Here is a 22586-nt window from a genome sequence, read left to right as displayed (position 1 = left end):
TTACACGCCGGCCGATGTGGGGCCGCCGAAAACTGACTGACGCTGCCGTTAGACGCTCCTCATGGACCGCCCACAAAGGCCCCGCGTTCAACCAATACTTCGCCTTCGTCTTCCCCATCCCAATAATGCGCACGTTTTGCGTGCACTTTAATAAGGATGAGGCCTGGCGTATCCACGCCTTGCTCGAACCACCGATCCAGATCTTTGGTCCAGTGCGCGGCAAATGTACCCTTGTCCCGGATCAGTTCAGCCTGACCCTCGATCGCGATGAAGAAGGGGCGGATTCCCAGAAGGCCCGCCTTACCCTGAAAGCTGAGACCCACTTGCGGGTTTTGTTCTATGTCGGCCACCATCTGGGTGTCTTGCGTAGTGAAGAACCAACTGTCGCCATCATAATCGACGTCGCGATTATTACTCATTGGCCGAGCGCCGATCGTCCCGCCCGGACTGTGCGTGGATAGCATCGTGAAATCGATGTCTTTCATTTTGGCTGCGAGTTCGCTCAAGTTTCTCTTCGACATCCGGGCTCTCCTTCTTCGCTCGCCCTTCCAACGTCTCACGTTAGTAAACGCTCCCAAATGCTACATTAGTAATTGCTATTTTATCTCGCTGTCGAAACGATCGGACTGGTATTAGCGCAGTCCGTTTCGCGTATGACATGATGTGATCACGCTTTTTTGTCGGTGAACCATTAACGGGTTCGTAGCTGACCATGGCTATTATGAGCAACATGCCATCGGACCCAATAGCTGTGACCGCTTTCACTCGTGCCCAACTTAGGGTTCAGGCGCCTGCTGTCCGATGGTTCTTTGAACCTGCCGGTAAAGTCAGCGGCTCTGAGCGCTCTTTTCTCTTCGGGCAGATGATTGGTTCTCCGGCATCCGTAATAATGGGATCCCTGTGCGCATTGATGGTGATCGCCGTCGGGCTATTTCGTACCGGTAACATGGTATTTTGGCTCTTCGCGATTTCAGAAGCGGTGCTGATGAGCTGCCGCTTCCTGGATTGGCAGATCCGAGACAGAACCCTGCGCGGCGGTAATGTGCCGACCATCGATAGATCGGTACTTTTTTCTACGCTCTGGTGCGCACAACAGGGGGCGCTGGCCTTTACCATCATGATCGGCAACGATCTCGTGTTAGGCGTCCTTGCGGCCACACTGGTTATGGCAATGATCGGTCCTATCTGTGCGCGCAATTATGCAGCCCCACGATTTGCTTTCATGCTCGTTCTTCTATGTGATCTTCCGTTCGTGCTGGGTGCCGTGGCATCGGGAGAACCGTGGTTCATGGTGATTGTCCCGATGACGCCGGCCTTTCTGCTGGGCGCAATGCAGATCATAAGCAATTTTCATCGGTCGATGCTTCTGACGCTTGGAATGCAGGCGAAGGCCATCCATCTCGCTCAGCATGATGCGCTGACCGGGATACTCAATCGCCAGGGCATGGATGACGCGCTTATCCAGATCACGCCCAGCCCGGATCGGCAAATGGCGTTGATCTGCATAGATCTTGATGGCTTCAAGGACATTAACGACAAGCATGGGCACGGAGCGGGAGATATTCTGTTGATCGAAGTGGCAAAGCGGATGGCCGCGCAGCTTCGCTCGGATGATCTACTTGCACGCATGGGCGGCGATGAATTCATGGCTGTTGTCCGCGGGATGGCGCCCGAGAAGGTTGGGCCGTTAGCAGACCGCCTGATCGCAGAGGTTGCCCGCCATCCGTTCACGTTGGAAGGTGGCACAGTGGTGCAGGTCGGTGCAAGTATTGGCTTTGCCTGCCTTCCGGAAGATGCAGTCACCACGGTCGAACTTCGCCTGCGTGCCGATCAGGCCCTGTATGCCGCGAAACATGCCGGGAAAGGCGTAGGCAGACGCTATGGTGCGTTGGCACCAACGGCCGCCGGTGAACGAAGGCCAAAATGATCGGGCTCACAACTCGGTAGGGATAAGCATAACATTCACTGTTAAATCAGAAAATTGGTCGCTTAACGACCGACATAAGGTCGGCTTCAGCCCAAGGGGCCTTGTTTTCAGTGCGCCGATATGACCATGAGCCGTTATCTCGCCGCGTTATATATGTCATCCCGGCCAACGACGCGCGATATCAACCTGACAGGACATTATATGGGCCAACTGCGCACAGCCAATAATCGGCGCAATCGCGCCGCTCGCAACGCGATCGAACGCAGGCCTGCTGCTGCCGACATTTTGACGGCTGCGGTCTCCGCCACACCGGCACTGAAGGCCAAATCGAAGCCATCGGCCTCCTGAGCGACGCTATCGAGACCCCCGATCGTTTAGTCCAGCCGACAAGCTGCCTTACCGAACTGGGCTGGAGACCCTTTTTCAGCGCACAGATTTCTGACGAAGAAGTCGCTCAATGCTGTCCGGTGCGCGTGACGGCGGTCCATCGCGGCAAGATTGCCGTGACGGGCGATGCGGGCTCATGGCTGGTCGATCCGCATATCCCCGGCGCCGGTCCTGCCCACGACCATCCGACAATAGGTGACTGGTTGCTGATCGATCGCGAGACGCAGCACGTCTCGCGTGTTCTGAGCCGTGCGAGCCTCTTCAAGAGGCGTGCGCCCGGCCCCGACCGGAAAACGCAGATGATCGCCGCCAATGTGGACACAGTGTTCATCGTCGCATCCTGCAACCAGGACTTCAGCGCATCGCGCCTCGAGCGCTATCTTGTGCTCGCGCGCGATGTGGGAGTGACCCCCGTCGTGGTGCTGACCAAAGCAGATATCACCGACGCCCCCGAGGCATTCGGGGCATCTGCACGCAGTCTACAGCCTGACTTGCTCGTGCGGACCGTCAACGGGCGCGATCCGGATGATGTCGCGTGCCTCGCGGCCTGGTGTGGGATGGGACAGACTGTCGCCCTTCTGGGCTCCTCAGGCGTCGGCAAGTCGACACTCGTCAACACCTTGCGAGGTTCGAACAGCATAGCCACTCAGGATATCCGCAAAGCCGATGGCACGGGTCGCCACACGACGACGGTGCGGGAGATGCATCGTCTGGCTGGCGGCGGCTGGCTGCTCGACACGCCCGGCATGCGCGAACTTCAATTGACAGATGCGGCAACGGGATTGGGTGAAGTCTTCGACGATATTGCCGCAGCGACTGAGCACTGTCGATTTTCCAACTGCGCCCACAATGCCGAGCCCGGCTGCGGCGTCCAGGCCGCAATGGCCCGCGGTGAATTCTCGACCGCGCGCCTGGAACGCTGGCGCAGACTGACGGCTGAGGAGGCCCTCAATACCGCTAGTCTCACACGAAAGCGGAGCGGAATGGGTAAACGGTCGGGGGCCTAGGCTCTTCTCTAGCTCAATTAGCTGCGGGGGAACCGCCGCCGTGGCTGGTAGTAGATCATGTCAAAGCGATGAACCATTTTCGAATGTTCAGAACGACCGCGAAGCCGCGTCAGGGCGCTAAACTAGGGCGATGTTGGCGGATTACGACGCCACTGGTCGCGCTGATACCTGCGTTGCATGACAGGAGCCCCTTCTCGCACTTAAATGCCGTGAGCGGGAGCCATGCCCCTCATCCGCTTCCAATTTCGAAATCGAAAAGCCGCCATTCGATGGGAACCCCTTCCTATCTCTCCATTGCGAGAAACCTGTCCTGCACCCAATCGGCTATATAGCTTTTGACTGGCTCCATATTGTCCGCGGAGCAGTGTTCAACGCCACCTTCCTCATCGGTGAACAGCTTGAAATCGAGGTGCGGACTATTCACGGCCTGATCGCGGCTTTGATAGGCATATTCACGCGGAATCTGGCGGTCGTTCGCACCGTGAGTAATCAGGAACGGGACGGTCATATTCTGCATGTGCCCGTTCAGCGTTACCTTGGGCATAAGCGCCATGAAGGCATCCATGTCGGGTTGGCCCCATACCCACATCACATGCTCCCAATAATGCGGCACCGGGTTCTCACCTTCATTCTTGAGCCGACGCGCCTGCAATTCCCCCCAATTGTGATTGGCACCCCAGGCGACGCTTTTGAACGGACGCTCGATGAGCGATACGAACCTCCCATCCTGATCTTCGGTATATGCGTTTTCCAGGGTTGAATGGCGCATATTGCGCGCTATCAGCCGCTTCATGATGAAACCCTCCCCCTTGTCCGTAGCAGCCCAACACCGCTTGCTCTGGCATTGTGTGGCAATATTCGCTGCGGCGATTGGGCTGATCGGTTCCACGAGCGGATGGGCCGCAACTTATTATGTCGACTCCAGCGTGGGCAACGACGGAAATGACGGTAGGTCGGCCGCCGCACCATGGCGCTCGCTTCAACGGGTAAGGGACACGCCCTTCCAACCAGGCGATACGATCCTGCTCGCTGCAGGTTCTGTGTGGCGAGAGCCCCTGGTTATTACGCGTTCCGGGCGCAACAATGCGCCAATTTCGGTCCGCGTGGCCGGAGTTGGTCCGCGACCGCGGATTGAGGCAGGTGGTGTCGCAGACTATGGCATCGCTATTTTCAATGCAGAATTCGTGGCCATCAGTGGCCTTGAAGTCACGAACGACGCGACGCCTGTGAAGCCGCGCTACGGCGTTCTCGTTTCAGCGGAAGACAGCGGCGTCAAGCGCGGTATTCGTATCACGGACATGTATGTGCATGACGTGCGCGGGACCAACGACCGCAAGGATAATGGCGGGATCGTGTTCCGTGCTCTTGGACCCAAACGGGCGACCCGGTTCGAAGATTTGCGGATCGAGCGCAATATCGTCTGGCGGGTCGACAGGTCAGGCATCGCCGGGATCAGCGATCAGGTGACGATAGCGCGATGGTTTCCCAGCGGAAAGGTTGTGATCCGCGATAATCTTGTCGAAGATGTAGGCGGAGACGGCATCGTCCCGCGCGGGACTGACGGCGCGTTTATAGAACATAATATAGTGCGCTACGCGGGCAGCCGAGCGCCGGGCTATAACGCTGCGATCTGGCAGTGGAGCACAGACCACAGTCTTATACAGCTCAACGAGGCGGCGTTTACTGTTACCCGCTACGATGGTCAGGGATTTGATTCTGATTTCAACTCCCGACGAACAACCTTCGTTTACAATTACAGTCATGATAACGCAGGCGGCTTTCTGCTCATCTGTTCTCCGCGCAGAAACAATACCGATAATCTGGGCAATTACGGAACGACCGCACGCTTCAACGTCAGTCGCAACGACGCAGGTCGCATTTTTCAGCTCTCCGGTCCTGTTTCGGATGTATTGATCAAAAACAATGTCGTGCATGTTGGACAACCGATCGATGCACAGATGGTCATTGCTACCGAATGGCAAGGTTGGGCAAATGATGTTCGGTTTATCGATAACCGGTTCGCGGTAACAGGCACCGGGCGTTACGGCCATGAGGCGGGACGAAGCGGTCCTGACTATGTGATAGCGCCGGGGTTCTCGCCGGCAGAAAATATCCGGTTCCGGGGCTATAGCTTTCTGGGCAGCCATATCGATCCGCCTACAGATGAGCGCGGCGTTTTCGAGGCAGCCTATGCCGAGCCCGAAGCGGACTGGGCAGTGCCGGTGTTTCATCCTTCCAGCACAGGCGATTTTACCACTTTCATCCTTCAGCACCGGAGCTGGATGCTGACGATGTTGGAGCGAGAATTGCGCACCCCCGTACGCCCGATGAAGCCAAGGATGACGACCTTCTTCGAATCGCGCCGTTAATGGGGTCAAGGTGAGGGCTTACGCAGCCCGGAGCCAAAGGGGTTCGACGATTGCGGAATGGTTGCCTGTAAGACAGCGGGTACCAATCGCCAAAGCCCACAGAATTGCCCATCGGCAGGCTAACTCAGCCGGAGGCACCTAAACACCGCCGCTTCAGCGGATTTCAGCGCCTGTGCACCCCATACTTTTGATTTTGCAGAGCTCACAAACAGAAAAAGCGATCCGCTAAGATCGCTTAACTGCTTGCTTTTCCGTGGAAAAACTGGAGCGGGCGAAGGGATTCGAACCCTCGACCCCAACCTTGGCAACTTCGATGAGCGGCTTCTCCAAGCTTTCCGAGCCTACCCCATACTACGATTTGTTCAGTAGTTATTGATATTTAGCCTATCCTATCGTATCCTGCTGCTGGACGCAATTGGGCGTCCCGTGGAGACAATTTGGAGACAAAGCCCCTTTCGACGAGCTTTGTCTCCAACTGGAGGATCACGATGGCAACCAGCAAACTGACCAAGCGCGCGATCGATGCGCTCGTGCCGTCGGCGAAGAAGCAGGCTGTCCTTTGGGACACGGAGGTGAAGGGCTTCGGCGTGCGGGTGCTGCCGTCCGGCCTCAAGACCTTCATCGTCCAGTATCGCAATGCCGAGGGCATCAAGCGCCGTATCAACATTGCGCGCTATGGCGTGCTGACCGTCGACCAGGCGCGCGATCAGGCCAAGCTCAAGCTGGCGGCCGTCATCGGCGGTGAAGACCCCGCCGACGAAGTTCGCCAAGCGCGAAAAGGTATGACGGTCGAGGAGATGTGCGATTGGTATCTGACCGAAGCGCGGGCGGGGAACATCCTCGGCCGCAAGAACCTGCCGATCAAGAAATCGTCGCTCGACATGGATGAGAGCCGGATCAGGACACACATCAAGCCGCTCCTAGGCAAGCGGGTCGTGAAGCATCTGACCATCGCGGATGCCGAGCAGATGCAGACCGACGTGAAGGACGGGAAGACGGCGAAGCCGCGCAGCGGCGGCCGGGGTGGTATGGCGACCGGCGGCGCCGGTGTCGCGGCGCGCTGCGTGGGCACGCTCCAGGCCATCATCGGACATGCGAAGCATAAGGGCCTGCTCGACACTCATCCGACGCAGGGTGCGAAGAAGCTGGCTGGTAAGAAGAGGACGCGGCGTCTGAGCGCCGCCGAGATCGTGATAATGGGCAAGGCGATAGCCTATGCCCAGCGCAACGGCGAGAACCCCGTCGCTCTCGGTGTGCTGCGCATGCTGCTGCTGACCGGATACCGCCGGGAAGAAGCTCAGGCGATGCACCGCGCCTGGGTCAACGGGGCTGCTGGCTATGTCGCGTTCCCGGACACCAAGGGGGGTGCGCAGCTTCGGGCGATCGGCCCTGCGGCTGTCAGGGTCATCGAGAACCAGCCCGGCATCGTGGGCAATCCGCACGCCTTCCCCTCGGAAGTCGGAACGGGGCCGTTCACGGCGGTCAGTGCCTGCATCCAGCGCGTTTGCGCACTGGCGGGAATCGAGGGCGTCACACCGCACACGCTGCGCCATACCTTCGGCAGCGTGGCCGGTGAGCTAGGTTTCTCGGAGCTGACGATCCGCGCCATGCTCGGCCACGCCTCACAGAATGTTACGCAGGACTATGTCCACATTGACGAGGCACTGAAGCTCGCCGTGCGGCGGACATCGGATGAAATCGAGCGGCTGCTTGCTCTGGGCGCTGCGAAACTAGAGACGATGCGGCTCGCCGCTTGGACCACAAAGAGTCGGGGTCGATGCGGCCACACCGCCGGATTCGGATCCCCATGTGGGAGCGTGATGGTGCGAACTGTGTAAATCGAAAATTGTGAGAGACGGAGCAACATGCTTGCGCGGCGGGCGATGGCGACGACCAGAACTGGATCTTCCGGCCTCGCTCACTGTGCGGGCTTCGATAATCGCAAAGTTCAACTTGCTTGGAGGACGATCGGACTTCGTCGCTCCAACCTGCCTGATCCCGATTAAATTACCCGCTAATCACGCATGATCCCGACCGGGAGGCAGAGCTTCAAAACTGCCGTATAGCCCCTTAAAAAACAGGAGCGGATAACCGGGAGGTCCTTCCTCCAGATATTCCACAAAACCAATCACGATTTCATGGTCACCTGCATCATGTATTTGCGAAATCTTACAGCCGACCCATGCTAACGCTCCCTCTACTCGCAGGAAGCCGTCCTGCATCGACAGGTTCAGACCCGCTATCGCTTCGTTGGGCTCTGCACGAAAGATGGACTGGCACAAATCAATATGCTCGATCGCGAGAACGTTCACGCAGAATTTCCCGGTCTCCCGAATAGATGTCCAACTCCTCGATGCGTTAGACGGCATAAAGGCCACCAAAGGGGGGTCGATGGAAACGGAGGTGAATGTTCCGACAACCTAACACTACTTTGGTACTTTAGGTTCGAAGGGCGCGGTGAGCAGTCGCTTGCAGTGTGGACATCGCTTGGGTGGGGGTCGTGCGAAGAGGTCGAGGATAGCCTGTCTAACGGCTGGCATGCTCGGTTGCGGCGGCGGTCCTCCGACTCTTTTTTTTCCGCCCCGCTGCCTGGAGGCGGCGGGATTGAAGGAAGGCGTAGGCGATCATCGTCATCAAGGCGTGTCGATGTAAGCCGGTCCAGGATCTACCCTCGAAGTGGTCGAGGCCCAGTTCCTCCTTGAGCTGCTGATGCGCCTGCTCGCAGATCCACCTAGCCTTGATTGCGGCGGCAAGTGCCTTGAGCGTGGCGTCGGCCGGCAAGTTCGACACGTAGTATTTCTGCTCTCCGGTCGATCTCCGCTCGCCGACGAGCCAGACTTCGTCACCCGGCATGCATTGCATGCGATTGTCGAGCATTCGGTGCTTATGCCCTTCCGCGATACGGACGCGACGGGCCGCGAAGAGACATGCCAGTCGGCCTTTGGTGCCGCGCCGCCAACTGATCTTCCGCCATTTTTCGCTGGACAGCATCAACTCGGCAGAGACCGAAGGCTGGTCGGGCATGTGATATTGTCGGCGTCGGCCGGTCTTGGCGACGGGGAAGACCAGGCCGACATCGGCCGGATAGACATTCTGACGTCGCGAAAGCCCGACTGCCCACAGCAGGCCGCGCTCGCTCAGCGCCTGACGGAATGGGCCGCTCGATCCATATCCCGCGTCGGCAAGCACGCAGCCGAACCGTGCTCCAGAAGCAATGATACGATCGATCTCCTCGATCGCGATCTCGGGCTTCGTCAGAGCCTTCTGTCGATCCAACGGGACACGCGCCCGTGTCATGCGCTCCGCATCATCCGTCCAGCTCTCGGGCAGGAAGAGCCGCAGACCCACCATCACCGGCACCTCGCGCGAGGCGAGCGTCACCGACACCAGCGACTGGCAGTTGGACGTCTTGCCGAGCGACGACGCATATTGGGGGGCGACACCAACAGAGTGCTGCCCCTTCTTCGGCAACGCCGTGTCATCGATAACGAGAAAACCCGCCTGATCACCGACCAACCGATCCGCTTCCTTCAGCAACGCCGCCTCGAGCGGAACGCTATCCCACACCCCGGCGGCAACAAAATGATGAAGCTGGTCGTAGCCGACATCGCCAGCCCGTGCGGCCATCGGCTGAACGCTCTTGCGGTCACCCGGACCGATCAGACCTTCAATATAAAGCGGGCACATTCTGCGCCGCGCTGGATGCGAAAGCCCCGCCAGAAAAGGCTCAAGCCATCGCTCCAGATCAATCCGCCAGCCCTCGTCCACCACCATCGCCGTTGATCCGTCAGCCTACACTGACACACGAGAATCAACGACGATTCCAGTCGGTTCCCTCAACCTGCCAAAGTAGTGCTAAGTAATTGGCCGGCGCATTTCGTCACCAGATATTATAACACAAACGCTGGTTGGATGGTTACCGAGGACACGGCGAAAGTAACGTTCGTCTATTTTTATATGGGCGATGTGCCCTTCCGGAATTTCCGAACTCATCACGATTTCCTGGCCGTCATATCAAGTGCGACATCGACAATCATGTCTTCCTGGCCACCGACCATTTTGCGTTTACCAAGTTCGACCAGAATCGCGCGGGTATCGACGCCATATTCCACACTCGCCTTCTCTGCATGACGCAGGAAGCTGGAATAAACGCCGGCATAGCCCAACGTCAGCGTTTCGCGGTCAACCCGTACCGGGCGGTCCTGCAGCGGACGCACCAGTTCTTCCGCCGCATCCATGAGCGCGTAGAGATCGGTGCCATGGTTCCAACCCATCCGGTCGGCGGCCGCGATGAATACTTCGAGCGGCGCGTTACCCGCTCCCGCGCCCATGCCCGCCAGCGAGGCATCGACCCGGATCGCGCCGTTCTGCACCGCGACAATGCTGTTGGCGACGCCCAGCGAAAGGTTGTGGTGCGCGTGCACGCCGCGCTGCGTCTCCGGCTTGAGCACCCGGTCATAGGCCTGGAGCCGCGCGGCATAATCGTCCATCGACATGGCCCCGCCGCTGTCGGTGACATAGACGCAATGCGCGCCATAGCTTTCCATCAGCTTGGCCTGGCCGGCGAGCGCGTCGGGCGGCGACATATGGCTCATCATCAGGAAGCCCGACACGTCCATACCAAGCCCGCACGCGTATTCGATATGCTGCCTGGCGACATCAGCTTCGGTGCAATGGGTGGCGACCCGCACCGAGCGCACGCCCAGCTCATAGGCATGCTTGAGATCATGAATCGTGCCGATGCCAGGCAGCAGCAGGGTAGTAAGGACGGCATGTTCGAGCACCTCGGCCACCGCGCCGATCCAGTCCCAATCGGTATGGGCGCCGAAGCCGTAGTTGAACGAGGAACCCGACAGCCCGTCTCCATGCGCGACTTCGATGGCATCGACTTTCGCCCGGTCAACCGCCCTGGCGATCGCCTGGACGTGGTCCAACCCGTACTGGTGGCGGATGGCGTGCATCCCGTCGCGCAGGGTGACATCCTGGATATAGAGCTTGGTGGTGGTCGGATCGAAGCTCATGCCGCGCTTCCTTCATGCATTCTGGCCGCCATGCGTTCGGCGGTCCTGAGCGCCGCCGACGTCATGATGTCGAGATTGCCGGCATAGGCCGGGAGATAGTGGGCCGCGCCCTCCACTTCGAGGAAGACGGAGACCTTGAGCCCGGTGAACTCGCCGTTCATCTCGGGAATGCGTAGCGGCTGGTTCGAACCGATATGCTCGAACTGGACCTCCTGCTTCAGCCGATAGCCGGGAACATAAGTCTGCACCTGGGCGACCATGTCCTTGACCGATTGCGCGATTAACGCCTGACCGCCGTCCTCGCAAGGCAATAGACGGTATCGCGCATAATCAGCGGCGGTTCGGCCGGGTTCAGCACGATGATCGCCTTGCCCCGCGTCGCTCCGCCGACATCGACGATTGCCTGGCTGGTGGTTTCGGTGAACTCGTCGATATTGGCGCGGGTGCCGGGCCCGGCGCTCTTGGACGCGATGGACGCGACGATCTCGCCGTAATGCACTTTGGCGACGCGGTTGATCGCGTGGACGATCGGGATCGTCGCCTGCCCGCCGCAGGTCACCATGTTGACGTTGGGCGCGTCGAGATTGGCGCTGCCGTTGACGGGCGGGATCGTATAGGGGCCGATGGCCGCAGGCGTCAGGTCGATCACGCGCTTGCCCGCCGCGCGCAGCAGCGAATCGTGATGCTTGTGCGCCCCGGCCGACGTCGCATCGAACACGATCTCGATCTCAGAAAATTCCGGCATGGCGATCAGGCCTTCCACGCCCCCGGGCGTGATTGGCACGCCCATGCGCCGGGCCCGCTTCAGCCCGTCGGATTCGGGATCGATGCCCACGAACGCGGCCATCTCTAGCGTGTCGGACAGTCTCATGACCTTGATCATCAGGTCGGTGCCAATATTGCCCGAGCCGATGATCGCGACTTTCGTCTTCGTGCCCATAATCCTAGCTTTCGTAAGTGAAACCGACGGAGCCGAGCCCGCCAATTGTGGCCTTCACGCTGTCGCCCGGCTGCAGCGCCACCATGGGACCGAGCGCGCCCGTCAGCACGACATCGCCCTTGCGCAGCGGCTCGCCGCGTTCGGCCAGCGTGTTGGCCAGCCAGGTCGCCGCGTTCAGCGGATGACCGAGGCAGGCCACACCGGCACCGAGCGAGGCCACGGCGCCGTTGACTTCCAGCGCCATGCCGCATGTCCAAAGGTCCAGCCCGGCAAGCGGCTTGCGGTCCTTGCCAAGAACGAACATCGCGGAAGAACCGTTATCGGCGACGGTGTCGGCGAAGGTGATTTTCCAGTCCGCGATCCGGCTGTCGACGATCTCGATGGCTGCAACCACGCTCTCGACCGCCGCCGCAAGCTCCTCGCGGGTAACGGTGTGGGCTGGAAAATCGTCGCCAATGACAAACGCGACCTCGGCTTCCGCTTTCGGTTGGAGTAGCCTGCCTGATGGCAGTGCATCGCCATCAGGCAATTCCATATCCTCGAACAGGACACCGAAATCCGGCTGATCGACGCCGAGTTGCTGCTGCACCGCCTTCGCTGTCAGCCCGACCTTGCGCCCGATAATCCGGCGTCCCGCCGCTTCCCAAAAGCGCGTGTTGATAGCCTGGATGGCATAGGCTGCTTCTACATCACGGGGATCGAGGTCATCGCGCATCGGGGGAATTGCCTGACCGGCATATGCCTCGCGAAGCCGCGCGGCCAGATCGTTCCAGATGGATGTGTTCACCATCGTCACTCCTAAACAAGATATCGCTAGTCGACGTAATAAGGAGTCTGCGCTGGCTCAATCACGCTTTACTCCGTATAACTCACGAAATGAGACAAGGTACACCCAGGCTAAACTCGCTCGATCGCTCGCTGGACCTCCTCGAGTGCATCATTCTCGATCAAGGGCGCAGACCGGCGCATGAAATCGGGCGACAGCTCAACCTCAAGCGCGCGACTGTCTACCGTATAGTCAAGTCTCTTGAGGAATTTGGCCAATTGCGCGCGTGTCGACGAGGCCATTATGTCGCCGGGCCCCGGATTTTACATATGCTGGCATCGGTCGATCCTCATCACATTCATGCGGAAATTGCACGACCACTGATACGGAAACTTGCCAAATCGGTGGGGCATACCGTCCATCTGGGCGTCCTGGAAGGAGACATGACGACCTACCTGGTCAAGGAAGGGCGTGTCGACGACGGCTTGCTCACCCGCGAAGACATGCAGCTCGAATCCTATTGTTCCGGCATTGGCAAGGTGCTGCTTGCCTATCTGTCCGAGGCGGACCGGCAACGCTATTTGTCCGGCGGACCTTTCGTGCGCTTGACGCAAAATACTATCGTTGATCCGGACGCGCTTCGCGAACATCTGCAAACCGTCAGAGCCTCGGGCTATGCAATCGACGATCGCGAGATCGCTCCCGATCTTTGCTGCCTGGCTGTCCCCATCTTGCAACCCGATCGCTCCGCTACGCTGGCTCTATCCGTCTCAAGCATCGATCAGCGGAAGTTTGAGAAATCCCACGACGCCCTGCTTCGAAAGCTCACGCAAACATCAGAGCAAATTGCGCGGCGTTTATGGGTTGAGACGGTCTGAGTCCCGCATTCGATGGGAAAAGCTGAAAGCGGCTTTGAGCGGACTATCATCGGGTGACATTGCGTCTTGCTAAGGGCGCCATCCAGATGCTGGCGGGCGCCCATGGATTGACAATCTATCGATTCAGATGGATGTTATCGATAAATCGACATGCCGGGTCGGATCAGCAAGATCGCACGCCAGCATGGATCAAGACAGTGATGCGAAAATCGCGCGCTGCGCATGCAAGTGGAGAGGGAGTTTCGGTTTCATGGCCGATGATGTTGCGTTCGGTATTACTTCAGGCCGGGCTGATAGAAATGGCATCCGGTTGCCGGGCCGTATCGTGGCCGAGGTGGACGCCAAGACGCTTTCCGAGCGGACATATGAACAGATCCGAGCCGACATTCAGTCCGGGATGCTTGCGCCTGGCTCGAAACTGTCCACCATAGCGCTCAAGAACAAATATGGCACAAGTCTGAGCACTGTTCGCGAGGCGCTCACCCAGCTTGCGGGAAATGCGCTCGTAACGCAGGAAGGCCGGAAGGGGTTTCGAGTAGCGCCGGTCTCGCAGGACGATCTTCAGGATCTGATCTTCATTCGCAAGTTGCTCGAAGGCGCGGCCATTGCCCGCTCGATCAGCTTCGGCGGCGACGCATGGGAAAGCGCGGTTGTCGGCGCCTATCACGAGCTTCAGCATGTCGAAAAGCGTCTCGCGGCGGCGATCGCGCGGGACGGCGAGGAAGAAATTTCTCGTCTGGACTCGATCTGGGACGAAAAGAACGACCAATTCCACATGGCCGTTGTTTCGGCGTGTGAATCGCCTCGTCTTCTCCAGCTATATCGGGATCTTTACGAACACACCGCCCGATACAGGCGGGTGACGTTCAAGCGTGCGGCCCCTATCCTCAGAACGGTTGATGAGGAGCACAAGAATATCTTCGAAGCGGTCATCGCGAGAAATATCGAGAAGGCGCAAGCCTTTTCGGCCGAACATCTGGAAGGAATACTGAGCTATTTCACGAAATGAGATTGAGTGAATTACAACAGGAGGGTGAGAGGATCATGCAGGGACCATGAGTCTACAGGAGACAATCACTACCAGGAATGTTGTTATCGAAGGACGAAAGCGTCAGGTCGAAGCAATTTCCGCAAAGCGCCTTGTAGCCGTTGGTTACACGGAGGATCTCCACAGCCATGATGAGGCTCAGCTTCTTCTGGTTGTTCGGGGCATGGCGACATTCGATGTCGGAAAAAGCCGCTGGCTGGTATCGCCGCAAAGCGCGATATGGATACCGGCTGGCGTAGAACATTGCATGAGCAGCACGGGCGAAGTCGAGCTGCATTGCCTGTATCTCAAATCCTCTTTCCTGGATCTGCCATTTTCAGGCACCCGGGCCTTGAATGTCCCGCCATTGATGCGAGAGTTGATATTCGAGATGTCGAACCTGCCGGAACGCATCAATGTCAATGGTCCCCATGCCCGTCTGACCAGGGCGCTCATCGACCAGCTCGCGCGAACACCAGTCGGCCCTAGACAGGTGGCGATGCCTGAGCACCCAAAGCTGCGAAGGGTTGCCGACGCCTTGATTGTTGACCCTTCCGAAAGGAGGACGGTTTCCGAATGGGCCAAAGCAATCGGGATGAGCGAACGCACATTCCAGCGGACTTTTTTGCAGGAAACGGGGATGAGCTTCGGTGTTTGGCGGCGTCAGCTCCACATCCTGCTGGCGCTTCAACGTCTCGGCGAGGGCGAAGCCGTCCAGACCATTGCTTACTTTCTTGGCTATGACAGCCCAAGTGCGTTTACAGAGATGTTTCGTAAGACCGTGGGAAAGCCGCCGATGAAGTTCTTGACCGAGCATTGACCGATATTAGACAGACACATTGATATACCTCGCTCTACCTCGCGTTGCCGATCCGATCATGAACAGGCACTTGAGCGATCTAGCCGAACTCAGTTGTCGAAGGTCCCCTGATATTCGGGAGCGGCGTCGACGCGGGTATTGATCTCGAACATCACACCGCCGGGCGCACGGCAGAAGAAGCGCGAGCCCCTGTTGTTGTTGAAGACGCCAGTTTCCATATGGACGCCGTCAGCCTTGAAGCGGTCATGCATATCACGGACGGCTTCGACGCTGGGCAGTTCGAAACCAATATGGAAATTTTGTGGCCAATCGGGCGTATACCCCTCGGCCTTATCGATCACCACATCGAATCCCGGATATTTGAGGACATAGGAGCCTCCAACCTCCGCCGACAGGGTAAAACCCAGATACGTCATAAAGAACTCAGCCGTCGCCAGGCCATCGTTGGACGGAAAGCTGAGGTGATTGAGCTTCATGCTTGTGCCTGGCATCGTCGTATCGCTCCGTAAGCTGTTCATTCGATGGGCCAGGGCAAGTCGCGGTCAATATTACCGCTATTTGCCCCGCCCTTTTGCCACTGCTCTCAGAAATTGTACCGGATGGTGGCGCCATAAGTCCGTGGTGCCGCATAGCGGGGCTGTGACGCTCCGAAAACCTCCGGATTAGCCAGCGCAGCCCCCAAGCTGTATGAAGCGAACCAGAAGTCGTTGCCGTAAATGACGATATTTTCGTTCGTCAAATTCTGCCCCCAGATCGAGAACTCCCATCCGGACGACAGCTTGTATCCGAGGCTGGCATTCACGAGTGATTTTGTTCTCGACACAAACTGCGGGGCATCGTTGAATTCCAAGCCATAAGGATCCTTATGGGTGAAATCGACATGGGCGATGAAGCTATCGCCATTGCCGAAGGGATATTCGAAGTCGGCTGCTATCATATAGGTGTTGGGGATCGTCCCTTGCGGCGGCGTGCCCGGTGCGATTTCGGCTGCGGCGGGGATGCCCGAGGATGTGCCGTCCTGATGACTGTAATTGGCCGAAAGAGTGAGGAAGTCCGTCACAGCGGCAACCGCCTCCACCTCGATACCGCGCACCCGCGCCTTGCCAGCATTGGTTGTGAGAGACGAGCCGCCTGATGTGAAAAAGAACTGCAGGTCGGTATATTCGACATTGAACGCCGCGACATTCAATTGCAGCCGGTTATTCAGCCAGCGGCTCTTGAATCCCAGTTCGTGACTGGTCGCCGTTTCGGGGTTCACGGGTTGCCCGACCAATACGGCATCGGACTGGGCCGCGTCGAAAACACCGCTGCGAAAGCCGGTGGCGCGGGTGCCGTAGATCATGATGTTCCTGGTCGGCTTGTACTGAAACCCGACGCGATAGGTCAGCTTTTCCCAGCTTTTGCTGTTCGCAACGGTCTGGCCGGTGAAGGGCAGACCGGTCGCAGGGTTGATGTCAGCCGACACTGGCGGATTCCAGAAAAACTCCGGATCGCCCCCGGTTGTCGCGTTGAACCGCTTCTTGTCGTGGGTATAGCGCAGGCCGCCAAGCAGCGTAAAACCGTCGAACAGTTCGAAATTGCCATCGGCATAAGCCGAGTAACTCGTCGTGCGATTCCGTTCATTCACGAATGAGCGGTTCGGGCCGAATAGCCCCGGGAAGGTGGCGATGCAGGCAGGCGTGACGATCCCATTTTCGAAATCCGTAGGATCCTGAAGTGGACAAAAGGTGGCCGATTGCAAGACGCCGGTATATGTCTGCTCATCCCATGCCGAAAGAACGTCGATATTACGCCTCTCGTCGGACGAGAAGAAATAAAGTCCCCCTACCCAGTTAAAGGGTCCGTCATAAGTCGACGTGTAACGCAGTTCCTGCGAGAAGGATTCGACGGACCGAGGCTCCGCCAGCTCAAACGTCGGTGAAGGCGTACCGATGAGCGAAGCCCCGACTTCGTGACTCTTGAAATTCCGATAGGTTGTAACCGAAAGCAGCGATGCGTTGGGAAGCTTGTATTCGGCCCGCAAGTTTCCCGTCCATTGGCGGCTCTTATATCCGCCGTCACTGAACTGCTGGACAACGCGCGGATCATTGTCGGGCACAAAGCCGAGATCGATCAAATCCTGGTTTGTGACGGGTACGTTCGGAAAGATTGCATCGCGGGCGCCACCAAGTTCGTTTGCGCGGCTATAACCGACCGTCGCGGTTATATCGAAGTCCGGGCTGGCTTCCCACAGAAGCTTGCCGCGGAAGGACGTCCGATTGGTGTCCTCGATATGATTTCCGGTGGTCCGGTTCAACGAGGTGCCGTCCCGTTCACGTGAGGAAAAAGCAATCGAGCCGTAGAGATTGCCGGCCAGCGGCCCGGAGACGTAGCCGCGCGCCTCGATCGCATCATAATTGCCGATCGTGGCCTCGACCTTGCCTTCCATTGTCTGAGTGGGACGGCGTGTCACGACGTTGATGCTGCCGCCGGTAGTATTTCGTCCGAACAGCGTACCCTGCGGTCCGCGAAGAACCTCAATGCGCTCAATGTCGAATAGATCGATCTCGAAGTCGCCCGCGCCACCGAAATACTGGTCATCGATGAAGAGGCCAACGGCCTGCTCTGCTCCGGCTGAAGCCAGGGATGATGACCCGCCACGCAGCGACGGATTCATGCGCGATTTGGACAGAGAGTTGATGCTCAGACTTGGAACGCTGGTGCTCAGACTCTGAATGTCGGTGATGCGGCGCGTTTCCACTGCTTCCGCATTGAACGAGTTGACTGCGATCGGGACATTCTGAAGATTCTGTTCGCGTCGCTGAGCGGTGACGACAATGTCTCCGAGGCCGACACCTGTTTGGTCGACTGTTTCCTGCTCAGCGGCTGTCGTATCTTGAGCGAACGATGGACTGGCGCTTGCCCATAGCGCAATTCCAAGAACTCGGACACAGTTCGATGCCAAGCCTGAACGGTAAGTTTTCATGTTCCCTCTCCCCAATTTTGCTAGCCGGACATCGATCATGCCGGGCTATATATCTGATTTAGTGAGATTTGTCGGTCGACTGCCACCGCGGCTTATTCAAAGGACCTCATTGAAAAAGCTGGCCATTGCCTTCCATGATCGCGCATCGGCGACCTCGTCATATTTCGCGCCTTCGGTGCCGAACTGGTCGGCATGCGGTATGGTGAAGGCGTGGACGATCCCGGCATAGGCGATGACCTGGCAATCAACGCCGGCGGCCGACATTTCCTCAAGAAACTCGCCAAGCGTTTTTGATTTCACGTCGCCACCCAATCCCATCAGCGGAGCTTCCCCCGCAAAGGGATCATCGGCACCATGACAGACCAGCAGCTTTGCGCTTACCGCGCCTGGCGCCGCAGCCTCCGGCGTGGCCAGTACGCCATGAAAGCTCACGCCCGCGCGAAGATCGCTGTTGCCCGAGCGTGCGAGTGCAAGAACGGTCGCACCGCCAAAGCAGAAGCCGATGGCACCCAGATGGCCGTTGCAGCGCGGGTGGCGTTTTAGGGCATTCAGCGCCGCCGCCGCGCGCCGGGCGAGATCGCGAGGTTTCGAAATCCACGAGGCGACAACATCCTGCGCATCGGGGAAACCAGGAAAGATCCCGTTGCCATAAACGTCCGCTACCAATGCGACATAGCCCAATTCCTCGGCCAGGCGGTGCGCTCGGCCAAGGGAATGTTCGCCAATGCCCATAATGTCTGGAAACACGACCACGCCGGGGCGCGGATCATTACCTGACGGAAGCACAAGGCGCCCCTTGCAGGTAATGTCGCCGTCCTGATAGTCGAACTCCTCGTCCGTTTTCGCCATTTTCCGATCCTCTGTTCGTAATTATCGTGTGATTTCGGGGAGCGCTTAACGCATCGCGCCAGCCACCCCCCCATCGACTGCGATGGTCTGTCCGGTGATCGACCTCGACCTAAGGAAGGCGAGAAGCTGGGCGGCAATGTCCTCGGGAGTTGCACCCGTTCCCAACAATGTCCCCGCCCGAGCGGCTTTCTGGGCGTCGGCATCCATGGCGCGGTCTGCCATGCGCGTGTTCTCGACCAGGCCCGACGCGATGCAATTCACCGCGACATCCGGAGCAAGAGCGACCGCCAGACAGCGCGTCAGGTGATTGAGCCCCGCCTTGCTGCACGCATAGGCAATGCTGCTGCCGATGGGCGTGATGCCGCCGATCGACGAGATGTTCACGACATGCCCACCACCATCGGCCTTCAATAGAGGCGCGCACGCCTGCGCCAGCAGGAAGGGGCCGCGCAAGTTGGTTTCGAGGATTCGGTCCCAGATATCGACCGAAAGCGCGTCCAGATCGCCAAACGGCACAGCGACGTTCCAGGCCGCATTATTGACCAGAATGTCGAGCCGGCCATGCCGCTGCCGGATGACCTCCACCAGCGCGCTTATGCTCTCAGGCGAACGCTGGTCGAGTTGCTCGGCGTGGCACGCACCGCCTGCCTCGCCAATTTCGCGCGACAATGACTGCATCGCATCCGCCGCGTCCGCATACGTCGCGACGACTGTTGCGCCGGCATCCGCGACATATCGCGCGACGGTAGCGCCGATGCCGCCCGAGGCTCCGGTTATCAGCGCGACATTGCCCTTCAGATGAAGCTCGCTCATTGACAGTTCAATCCGTAGCCATGGCCAGACCCGATCAGCCTTTCCTCAGAGGAGACATCCCATGCTGTGGCGCATGAGCGGCGGCGCTGGCGGCGATCCCAACAGCGCGGAGGAGTGAAGCGGCGCCCAGGTCTCGTAGACATTGAACGGATGGTTCCGCATGCCCATGATGTCGCGGAGATAGCGCTGGAACGGCTTGCTCTTGTCCATCACGCCGCCGCCACTGATCTGGAATATCTTCATCGCAGCGTCCAGACACTGCGCCACCGCATAGGCGCCTTCAAACCGGCAACGGACCCTGGCTTCGGCGGAAATCTGGCCGCCCGCCTTCACCGTTTCGTACATGTCACTCCAGGTCGTGACGATCCGCGCGCGTGTATCGCGGGCAATGATCGATGCTTCGGCTAGGCGGACATGCAGTGTCGTGTTTTCGGCGGCGGCCTTGTGAGTCAAGGCAGAGACCCGGCTGCGATTGTCTTCGATGAAGGCATCGATCGCACCTTGCAGTGCGCCGACCGCCGGCATCGCCACGGCGTAGGAAAATCTGGAAAGCCAGGGCAGTTGAAAAATCGGTCCGGTATTCAGCACCTTGCCCGGCTCGGTGCCGTTGTACACTTCCTCAATGGTCTGCGTCCGATATTCAGGAACGAAGCAGTCAATATCGACTTCCTTGCTGCCCGTCCCCTGCAACCCTTCGACTTGCCAGCTGTCCTGATCGATCGCGAACCCGCTCGCCGGCAGCATGAAGCTTCTATATTCGGGACCATTGCCGTCATCGGGCACGATTCCGCCCACGATGATCCATTCCGAATGATCGACGCCGCTCAGGAATTTCCAGCGGCCGCTCAATTGGAAGCCGCCCTTGACGCGCTCGACCTTTCCTGTCGGCGCGAAGGAGGTGGCGATCCGCACGTCTTCGCCCTTCGCCCACAAATCATGCTGGGCTTCATCCGGGAACATCGCGGCATGCCACGAATGACCGCCAACGACCCCGGCAATCCAGGCAGAAGAAGGACAGGCAGTACCGATGCGGACGACCGCCTCGTACCAAGTTACGGGATCGATTTCCGTTCCACCCCAGCGCTTGGGCATGCCCGCCCGGAAAACCCCCGCATCGGTCAAAGCCTGAATGGACGCGTCGGGCAGGCGCCGCAATTTTTCCGTCTCGGCGGCATTGGCTTTCAGTATAGGGACGATCTCGTCGATCTGCCTTAGAAAGGTGGATGAAGCGTCCGCACCGCTCTCGCTATCCATCACCGGCCGGACCGAAGCACTGGTCATAATCGTTCATCCTCTCACTATTGGTCGGTCATTTAGAGTGACCGAAGCCCGCTCCGCATTCGAAGCGTCAGCCACCACTCGGTTCTGGCTAAGCCTCATGAGCAGAACTCTATCGAATGCAGATCGCCTGCCATCCCAGCATCCGGCCAAATTCTATTGGAAACCCGCCAAACAGATGTGGTGGCACTGCTAATGGCGGGTTTCCGATATGTTTTGACCGGCTCGCTTAGTGTCTCCAGCCTGGAGCGACGCTATGACGAACATATCGGAATGTGAGTTGTCTGACGGAAGCCGGCGCGAGGCTGCCGACCAGCATTTGGATGGCCGCGTAGCAACGACATCATTGTCGGGGGGCGCTTCGCGTTCGATACGGCTGTTGGAGAGAGATTATGTCGATCGGGACTGGATATTTTGGCTTTGAGGTATCGAATCTGGATGGATGGGAGCGTTATGCAGACCTGATCGGTCTCAACGTCGAGCGGTCGGACGAGGGGCTGTTCTGCCGGATCGACGAGAAGGCTCGGCGTTTTCACTTCGTGGAAGGGGCTGCCGACGACATCGCCTGGGTCGGCTGGGAGGCGGATGGCCGGAAGGAATTCGACGATCTGCGTGCGCACCTCGGGAGCCTTGGTATTGCGACGCAGGATGGCGACGAGGCCTCCGCCCGATTACGGAAGGTGGACCGGTTTTTCCATTTCGTGGGGCCCGTCGGAGCTCGGCACGAGATCGCGCTGGGCCTGGAAGATGCGGAAACCCCATTCGTTTCGGACAAGGTCCCGCATGGTTTCGTGACGGGCGATCAGGGGCTCGGCCATGCCGCCTTCCATTCGAGCGATCACAAGGGCGACGAGAAGTTCATGCGCGAGGCGCTGTTCGCGCGCCTGTCCGACTATATCTATCAGCCGCTGCCCGACGGCAGCACGATGCATGCCTCGTTCCTGCACACCAGCCCGCGCCATCATTCGATCGCCTTTGCTGAGGGCTTGGGCGACGGCAGCAAGCTTAACCATTTCCAGATCGAGATGCGCGACGTTTGCGACGTGGGCCGGGCATATGAGCGGATGCAGGCGGCAGGAATACCCATCATGATCACTTTAGGACAGCATTCGAACGATCGCATGCTGTCTTTCTACGCAAAAACTCCGTCGAACTTTGCCGTGGAAGTCGGATGCTTCGGCCTCAGGATCGATGACGAGGAGAGCTGGAAGCCGGTGATCCACGATCGCATCAGCGAATGGGGTCACGAGTTTCAGCCCGTCTGAATGATCGAGGAGAAAGACGTGCTGCCGGGCTTGATGCAGAATGCTCAACTGAATATTGCCGACGTCCTGCGTTTTGCGTCGGTGGCGCACGGCGACCGTGAGATCGTGTCGAAGAATGTGGATGAGCCGATATGGCGCTATGATTACGCAGGGGCCTGGACGCGCGCGGCCCAAGCGGCCCATGCGCTTGTCCGGCTAGGCGTGGCACCTGGCGATCGCGTAAGCTCGTTGGCGTGGAACACGCATCGGCATTTCGAGCTGTTCTTCGCGGTGC

Annotated in this window: 19 protein-coding genes and 4 pseudogenes; 11 read left to right on the top strand and 12 right to left on the bottom strand. The window is 58.8% G+C overall.

Annotated elements, in window-relative coordinates; translation table 11 throughout:
• Positions 1-59: 59 nt before the first annotated feature.
• Positions 60-521, bottom strand: coding sequence for a pyridoxamine 5'-phosphate oxidase family protein (locus LQ220_RS21075; protein WP_230190076.1), 462 nt, complete (start codon positions 519-521; stop codon positions 60-62).
• A gap of 191 nt (positions 522-712) precedes the next feature.
• On the opposite strand from LQ220_RS21075, the gene LQ220_RS21070 reads away from it, so the two are divergent.
• The 3 genes from LQ220_RS21070 to rsgA all read left to right on the top strand — a co-directional run bounded on the left by LQ220_RS21070 (position 713) and on the right by rsgA (position 3321).
• Positions 713-1927: a GGDEF domain-containing protein gene (locus tag LQ220_RS21070; RefSeq protein WP_230190075.1), complete on the top strand. Its 1215-nt coding sequence runs from the start codon at positions 713-715 to the stop codon at positions 1925-1927.
• Between the two features lie 126 nt (positions 1928-2053).
• On the top strand, positions 2054-2275 hold the full coding sequence (locus LQ220_RS21065; protein ID WP_230190074.1) for a hypothetical protein: 222 nt from the start codon (positions 2054-2056) through the stop codon (positions 2273-2275).
• Positions 2276-2400: 125 nt separating this feature from the next.
• A complete protein-coding gene (rsgA, locus tag LQ220_RS21060; RefSeq protein WP_230190073.1) occupies positions 2401-3321 on the top strand; it encodes a ribosome small subunit-dependent GTPase A in 921 nt (306 codons plus the stop codon).
• A 283-nt stretch (positions 3322-3604) separates the two neighbouring features.
• On the opposite strand, the gene LQ220_RS21055 is transcribed toward rsgA, so the two are convergent.
• On the bottom strand, positions 3605-4114 hold the full coding sequence (locus LQ220_RS21055; RefSeq protein WP_230190072.1) for a hypothetical protein: 510 nt from the start codon (positions 4112-4114) through the stop codon (positions 3605-3607).
• Here LQ220_RS21055 and LQ220_RS21050 point away from each other — a divergent pair.
• Positions 4113-5690: a right-handed parallel beta-helix repeat-containing protein gene (locus LQ220_RS21050; RefSeq protein ID WP_230190071.1), complete on the top strand. Its 1578-nt coding sequence runs from the start codon at positions 4113-4115 to the stop codon at positions 5688-5690. The genes LQ220_RS21055 and LQ220_RS21050 overlap by 2 nt on opposite strands.
• Positions 5691-6178: 488 nt before the next feature.
• Positions 6179-7528, top strand: a complete 1350-nt coding sequence (locus tag LQ220_RS21045) for a site-specific integrase (RefSeq protein ID WP_230190070.1) — start codon at positions 6179-6181, stop codon at positions 7526-7528.
• Positions 7529-7708: 180 nt separating this feature from the next.
• Here LQ220_RS21045 and LQ220_RS21040 read toward each other — a convergent pair.
• From LQ220_RS21040 to LQ220_RS21020, 5 genes and pseudogenes are all read right to left on the bottom strand, one after another.
• Positions 7709-8095, bottom strand: a pseudogene (locus LQ220_RS21040) (flavin reductase family protein); the annotation flags it as partial.
• A gap of 124 nt (positions 8096-8219) precedes the next feature.
• A pseudogene (locus tag LQ220_RS21035) lies at positions 8220-9464 on the bottom strand (IS701 family transposase); the annotation flags it as partial.
• Positions 9465-9682: 218 nt separating this feature from the next.
• Positions 9683-10711 (bottom strand): 4-hydroxy-2-oxovalerate aldolase, encoded by a 1029-nt coding sequence (gene dmpG / locus LQ220_RS21030; protein WP_230190068.1) that lies wholly within the window; start codon positions 10709-10711, stop codon positions 9683-9685.
• A pseudogene (locus LQ220_RS21025) lies at positions 10708-11651 on the bottom strand (acetaldehyde dehydrogenase (acetylating)). The gene dmpG and the pseudogene LQ220_RS21025 overlap by 4 nt, the downstream one beginning before the upstream one ends.
• Before the next feature lie 4 nt (positions 11652-11655).
• A complete protein-coding gene (locus LQ220_RS21020; RefSeq protein ID WP_176592410.1) occupies positions 11656-12441 on the bottom strand; it encodes a fumarylacetoacetate hydrolase family protein in 786 nt (261 codons plus the stop codon).
• Between LQ220_RS21020 and LQ220_RS25105 the strand changes: the two are divergent.
• The 4 genes and pseudogenes from LQ220_RS25105 to LQ220_RS21005 form a co-directional block, all read left to right on the top strand.
• A pseudogene (locus LQ220_RS25105) lies at positions 12390-12689 on the top strand (helix-turn-helix domain-containing protein); the annotation flags it as partial. The gene LQ220_RS21020 and the pseudogene LQ220_RS25105 overlap by 52 nt on opposite strands.
• Positions 12690-12860: 171 nt before the next feature.
• Positions 12861-13295 carry an IclR family transcriptional regulator C-terminal domain-containing protein gene (locus LQ220_RS21015; protein ID WP_230190067.1) on the top strand — a complete coding sequence of 145 codons (435 nt, stop codon included), beginning with the start codon at positions 12861-12863 and terminating at the stop codon, positions 13293-13295.
• 250 nt (positions 13296-13545) lie between these two features.
• A complete protein-coding gene (locus tag LQ220_RS21010; RefSeq protein WP_230190066.1) occupies positions 13546-14304 on the top strand; it encodes an FCD domain-containing protein in 759 nt (252 codons plus the stop codon).
• A 46-nt stretch (positions 14305-14350) separates the two neighbouring features.
• The gene (locus tag LQ220_RS21005) at positions 14351-15142 is read left to right on the top strand and encodes a helix-turn-helix transcriptional regulator (RefSeq protein ID WP_176592413.1); all 792 of its coding nucleotides are present in this window, start codon (positions 14351-14353) and stop codon (positions 15140-15142) included.
• Positions 15143-15231: 89 nt separating this feature from the next.
• Here the strand turns inward: LQ220_RS21005 and LQ220_RS21000 are convergent, their stop codons facing one another.
• The 5 genes from LQ220_RS21000 to LQ220_RS20980 form a co-directional block, all read right to left on the bottom strand.
• Positions 15232-15618, bottom strand: a complete 387-nt coding sequence (locus tag LQ220_RS21000; protein WP_230190065.1) for a VOC family protein — start codon at positions 15616-15618, stop codon at positions 15232-15234.
• Positions 15619-15725: 107 nt separating this feature from the next.
• Entirely contained in the window at positions 15726-18107 is a 2382-nt protein-coding gene (locus LQ220_RS20995) for a TonB-dependent receptor (RefSeq protein WP_230190064.1), read from the bottom strand.
• Positions 18108-18203: 96 nt separating this feature from the next.
• Positions 18204-18956 carry a dienelactone hydrolase family protein gene (locus LQ220_RS20990; RefSeq protein ID WP_176592416.1) on the bottom strand — a complete coding sequence of 251 codons (753 nt, stop codon included), beginning with the start codon at positions 18954-18956 and terminating at the stop codon, positions 18204-18206.
• Between the two features lie 45 nt (positions 18957-19001).
• Positions 19002-19769 (bottom strand): SDR family oxidoreductase, encoded by a 768-nt coding sequence (locus tag LQ220_RS20985; RefSeq protein WP_176592417.1) that lies wholly within the window; start codon positions 19767-19769, stop codon positions 19002-19004.
• 45 nt (positions 19770-19814) lie between these two features.
• Positions 19815-21050, bottom strand: coding sequence for an acyl-CoA dehydrogenase family protein (locus LQ220_RS20980; protein WP_230190063.1), 1236 nt, complete (start codon positions 21048-21050; stop codon positions 19815-19817).
• 389 nt (positions 21051-21439) lie between these two features.
• Here LQ220_RS20980 and LQ220_RS20975 point away from each other — a divergent pair, with 389 nt between their 5' ends.
• Both LQ220_RS20975 and LQ220_RS20970 read left to right on the top strand, forming a co-directional pair.
• Complete coding sequence (locus tag LQ220_RS20975; RefSeq protein ID WP_230190062.1) at positions 21440-22312, top strand: VOC family protein; 873 nt, start codon at positions 21440-21442, stop codon at positions 22310-22312.
• A partial coding sequence (locus LQ220_RS20970) for an AMP-binding protein (protein ID WP_354958352.1) occupies positions 22313-22586 on the top strand: 274 nt, incomplete at its 3' end.

The organism is Sphingobium sp. CECT 9361, assembly GCF_918741285.1.
Classification (GTDB): domain Bacteria; phylum Pseudomonadota; class Alphaproteobacteria; order Sphingomonadales; family Sphingomonadaceae; genus Sphingobium.
This window is presented reverse-complemented; position numbering and strand designations above follow the sequence as displayed.

Coding starts and splice junctions, on each gene's coding strand:
- LQ220_RS20995 (WP_230190064.1), bottom strand. CDS start 18,107: ATGAAAACTTACCGTTCAGGCTTGGCATCGAACTGTGTCCGAGTTCTT.
- LQ220_RS20975 (WP_230190062.1), top strand. CDS start 21,440: ATGTCGATCGGGACTGGATATTTTGGCTTTGAGGTATCGAATCTGGAT.
- LQ220_RS21065 (WP_230190074.1), top strand. CDS start 2,054: ATGAGCCGTTATCTCGCCGCGTTATATATGTCATCCCGGCCAACGACG.
- LQ220_RS21075 (WP_230190076.1), bottom strand. CDS start 521: ATGTCGAAGAGAAACTTGAGCGAACTCGCAGCCAAAATGAAAGACATC.
- LQ220_RS21045 (WP_230190070.1), top strand. CDS start 6,179: ATGGCAACCAGCAAACTGACCAAGCGCGCGATCGATGCGCTCGTGCCG.
- LQ220_RS20985 (WP_176592417.1), bottom strand. CDS start 19,769: ATGAGCGAGCTTCATCTGAAGGGCAATGTCGCGCTGATAACCGGAGCC.
- LQ220_RS21000 (WP_230190065.1), bottom strand. CDS start 15,618: ATGAAGCTCAATCACCTCAGCTTTCCGTCCAACGATGGCCTGGCGACG.
- LQ220_RS21010 (WP_230190066.1), top strand. CDS start 13,546: ATGGCCGATGATGTTGCGTTCGGTATTACTTCAGGCCGGGCTGATAGA.
- LQ220_RS21070 (WP_230190075.1), top strand. CDS start 713: ATGGCTATTATGAGCAACATGCCATCGGACCCAATAGCTGTGACCGCT.
- LQ220_RS21055 (WP_230190072.1), bottom strand. CDS start 4,114: ATGAAGCGGCTGATAGCGCGCAATATGCGCCATTCAACCCTGGAAAAC.
- LQ220_RS21005 (WP_176592413.1), top strand. CDS start 14,351: ATGAGTCTACAGGAGACAATCACTACCAGGAATGTTGTTATCGAAGGA.
- LQ220_RS21050 (WP_230190071.1), top strand. CDS start 4,113: ATGATGAAACCCTCCCCCTTGTCCGTAGCAGCCCAACACCGCTTGCTC.
- LQ220_RS20990 (WP_176592416.1), bottom strand. CDS start 18,956: ATGGCGAAAACGGACGAGGAGTTCGACTATCAGGACGGCGACATTACC.
- dmpG (WP_230190068.1), bottom strand. CDS start 10,711: ATGAGCTTCGATCCGACCACCACCAAGCTCTATATCCAGGATGTCACC.
- LQ220_RS20980 (WP_230190063.1), bottom strand. CDS start 21,050: ATGACCAGTGCTTCGGTCCGGCCGGTGATGGATAGCGAGAGCGGTGCG.
- LQ220_RS21015 (WP_230190067.1), top strand. CDS start 12,861: ATGACGACCTACCTGGTCAAGGAAGGGCGTGTCGACGACGGCTTGCTC.
- LQ220_RS21020 (WP_176592410.1), bottom strand. CDS start 12,441: ATGGTGAACACATCCATCTGGAACGATCTGGCCGCGCGGCTTCGCGAG.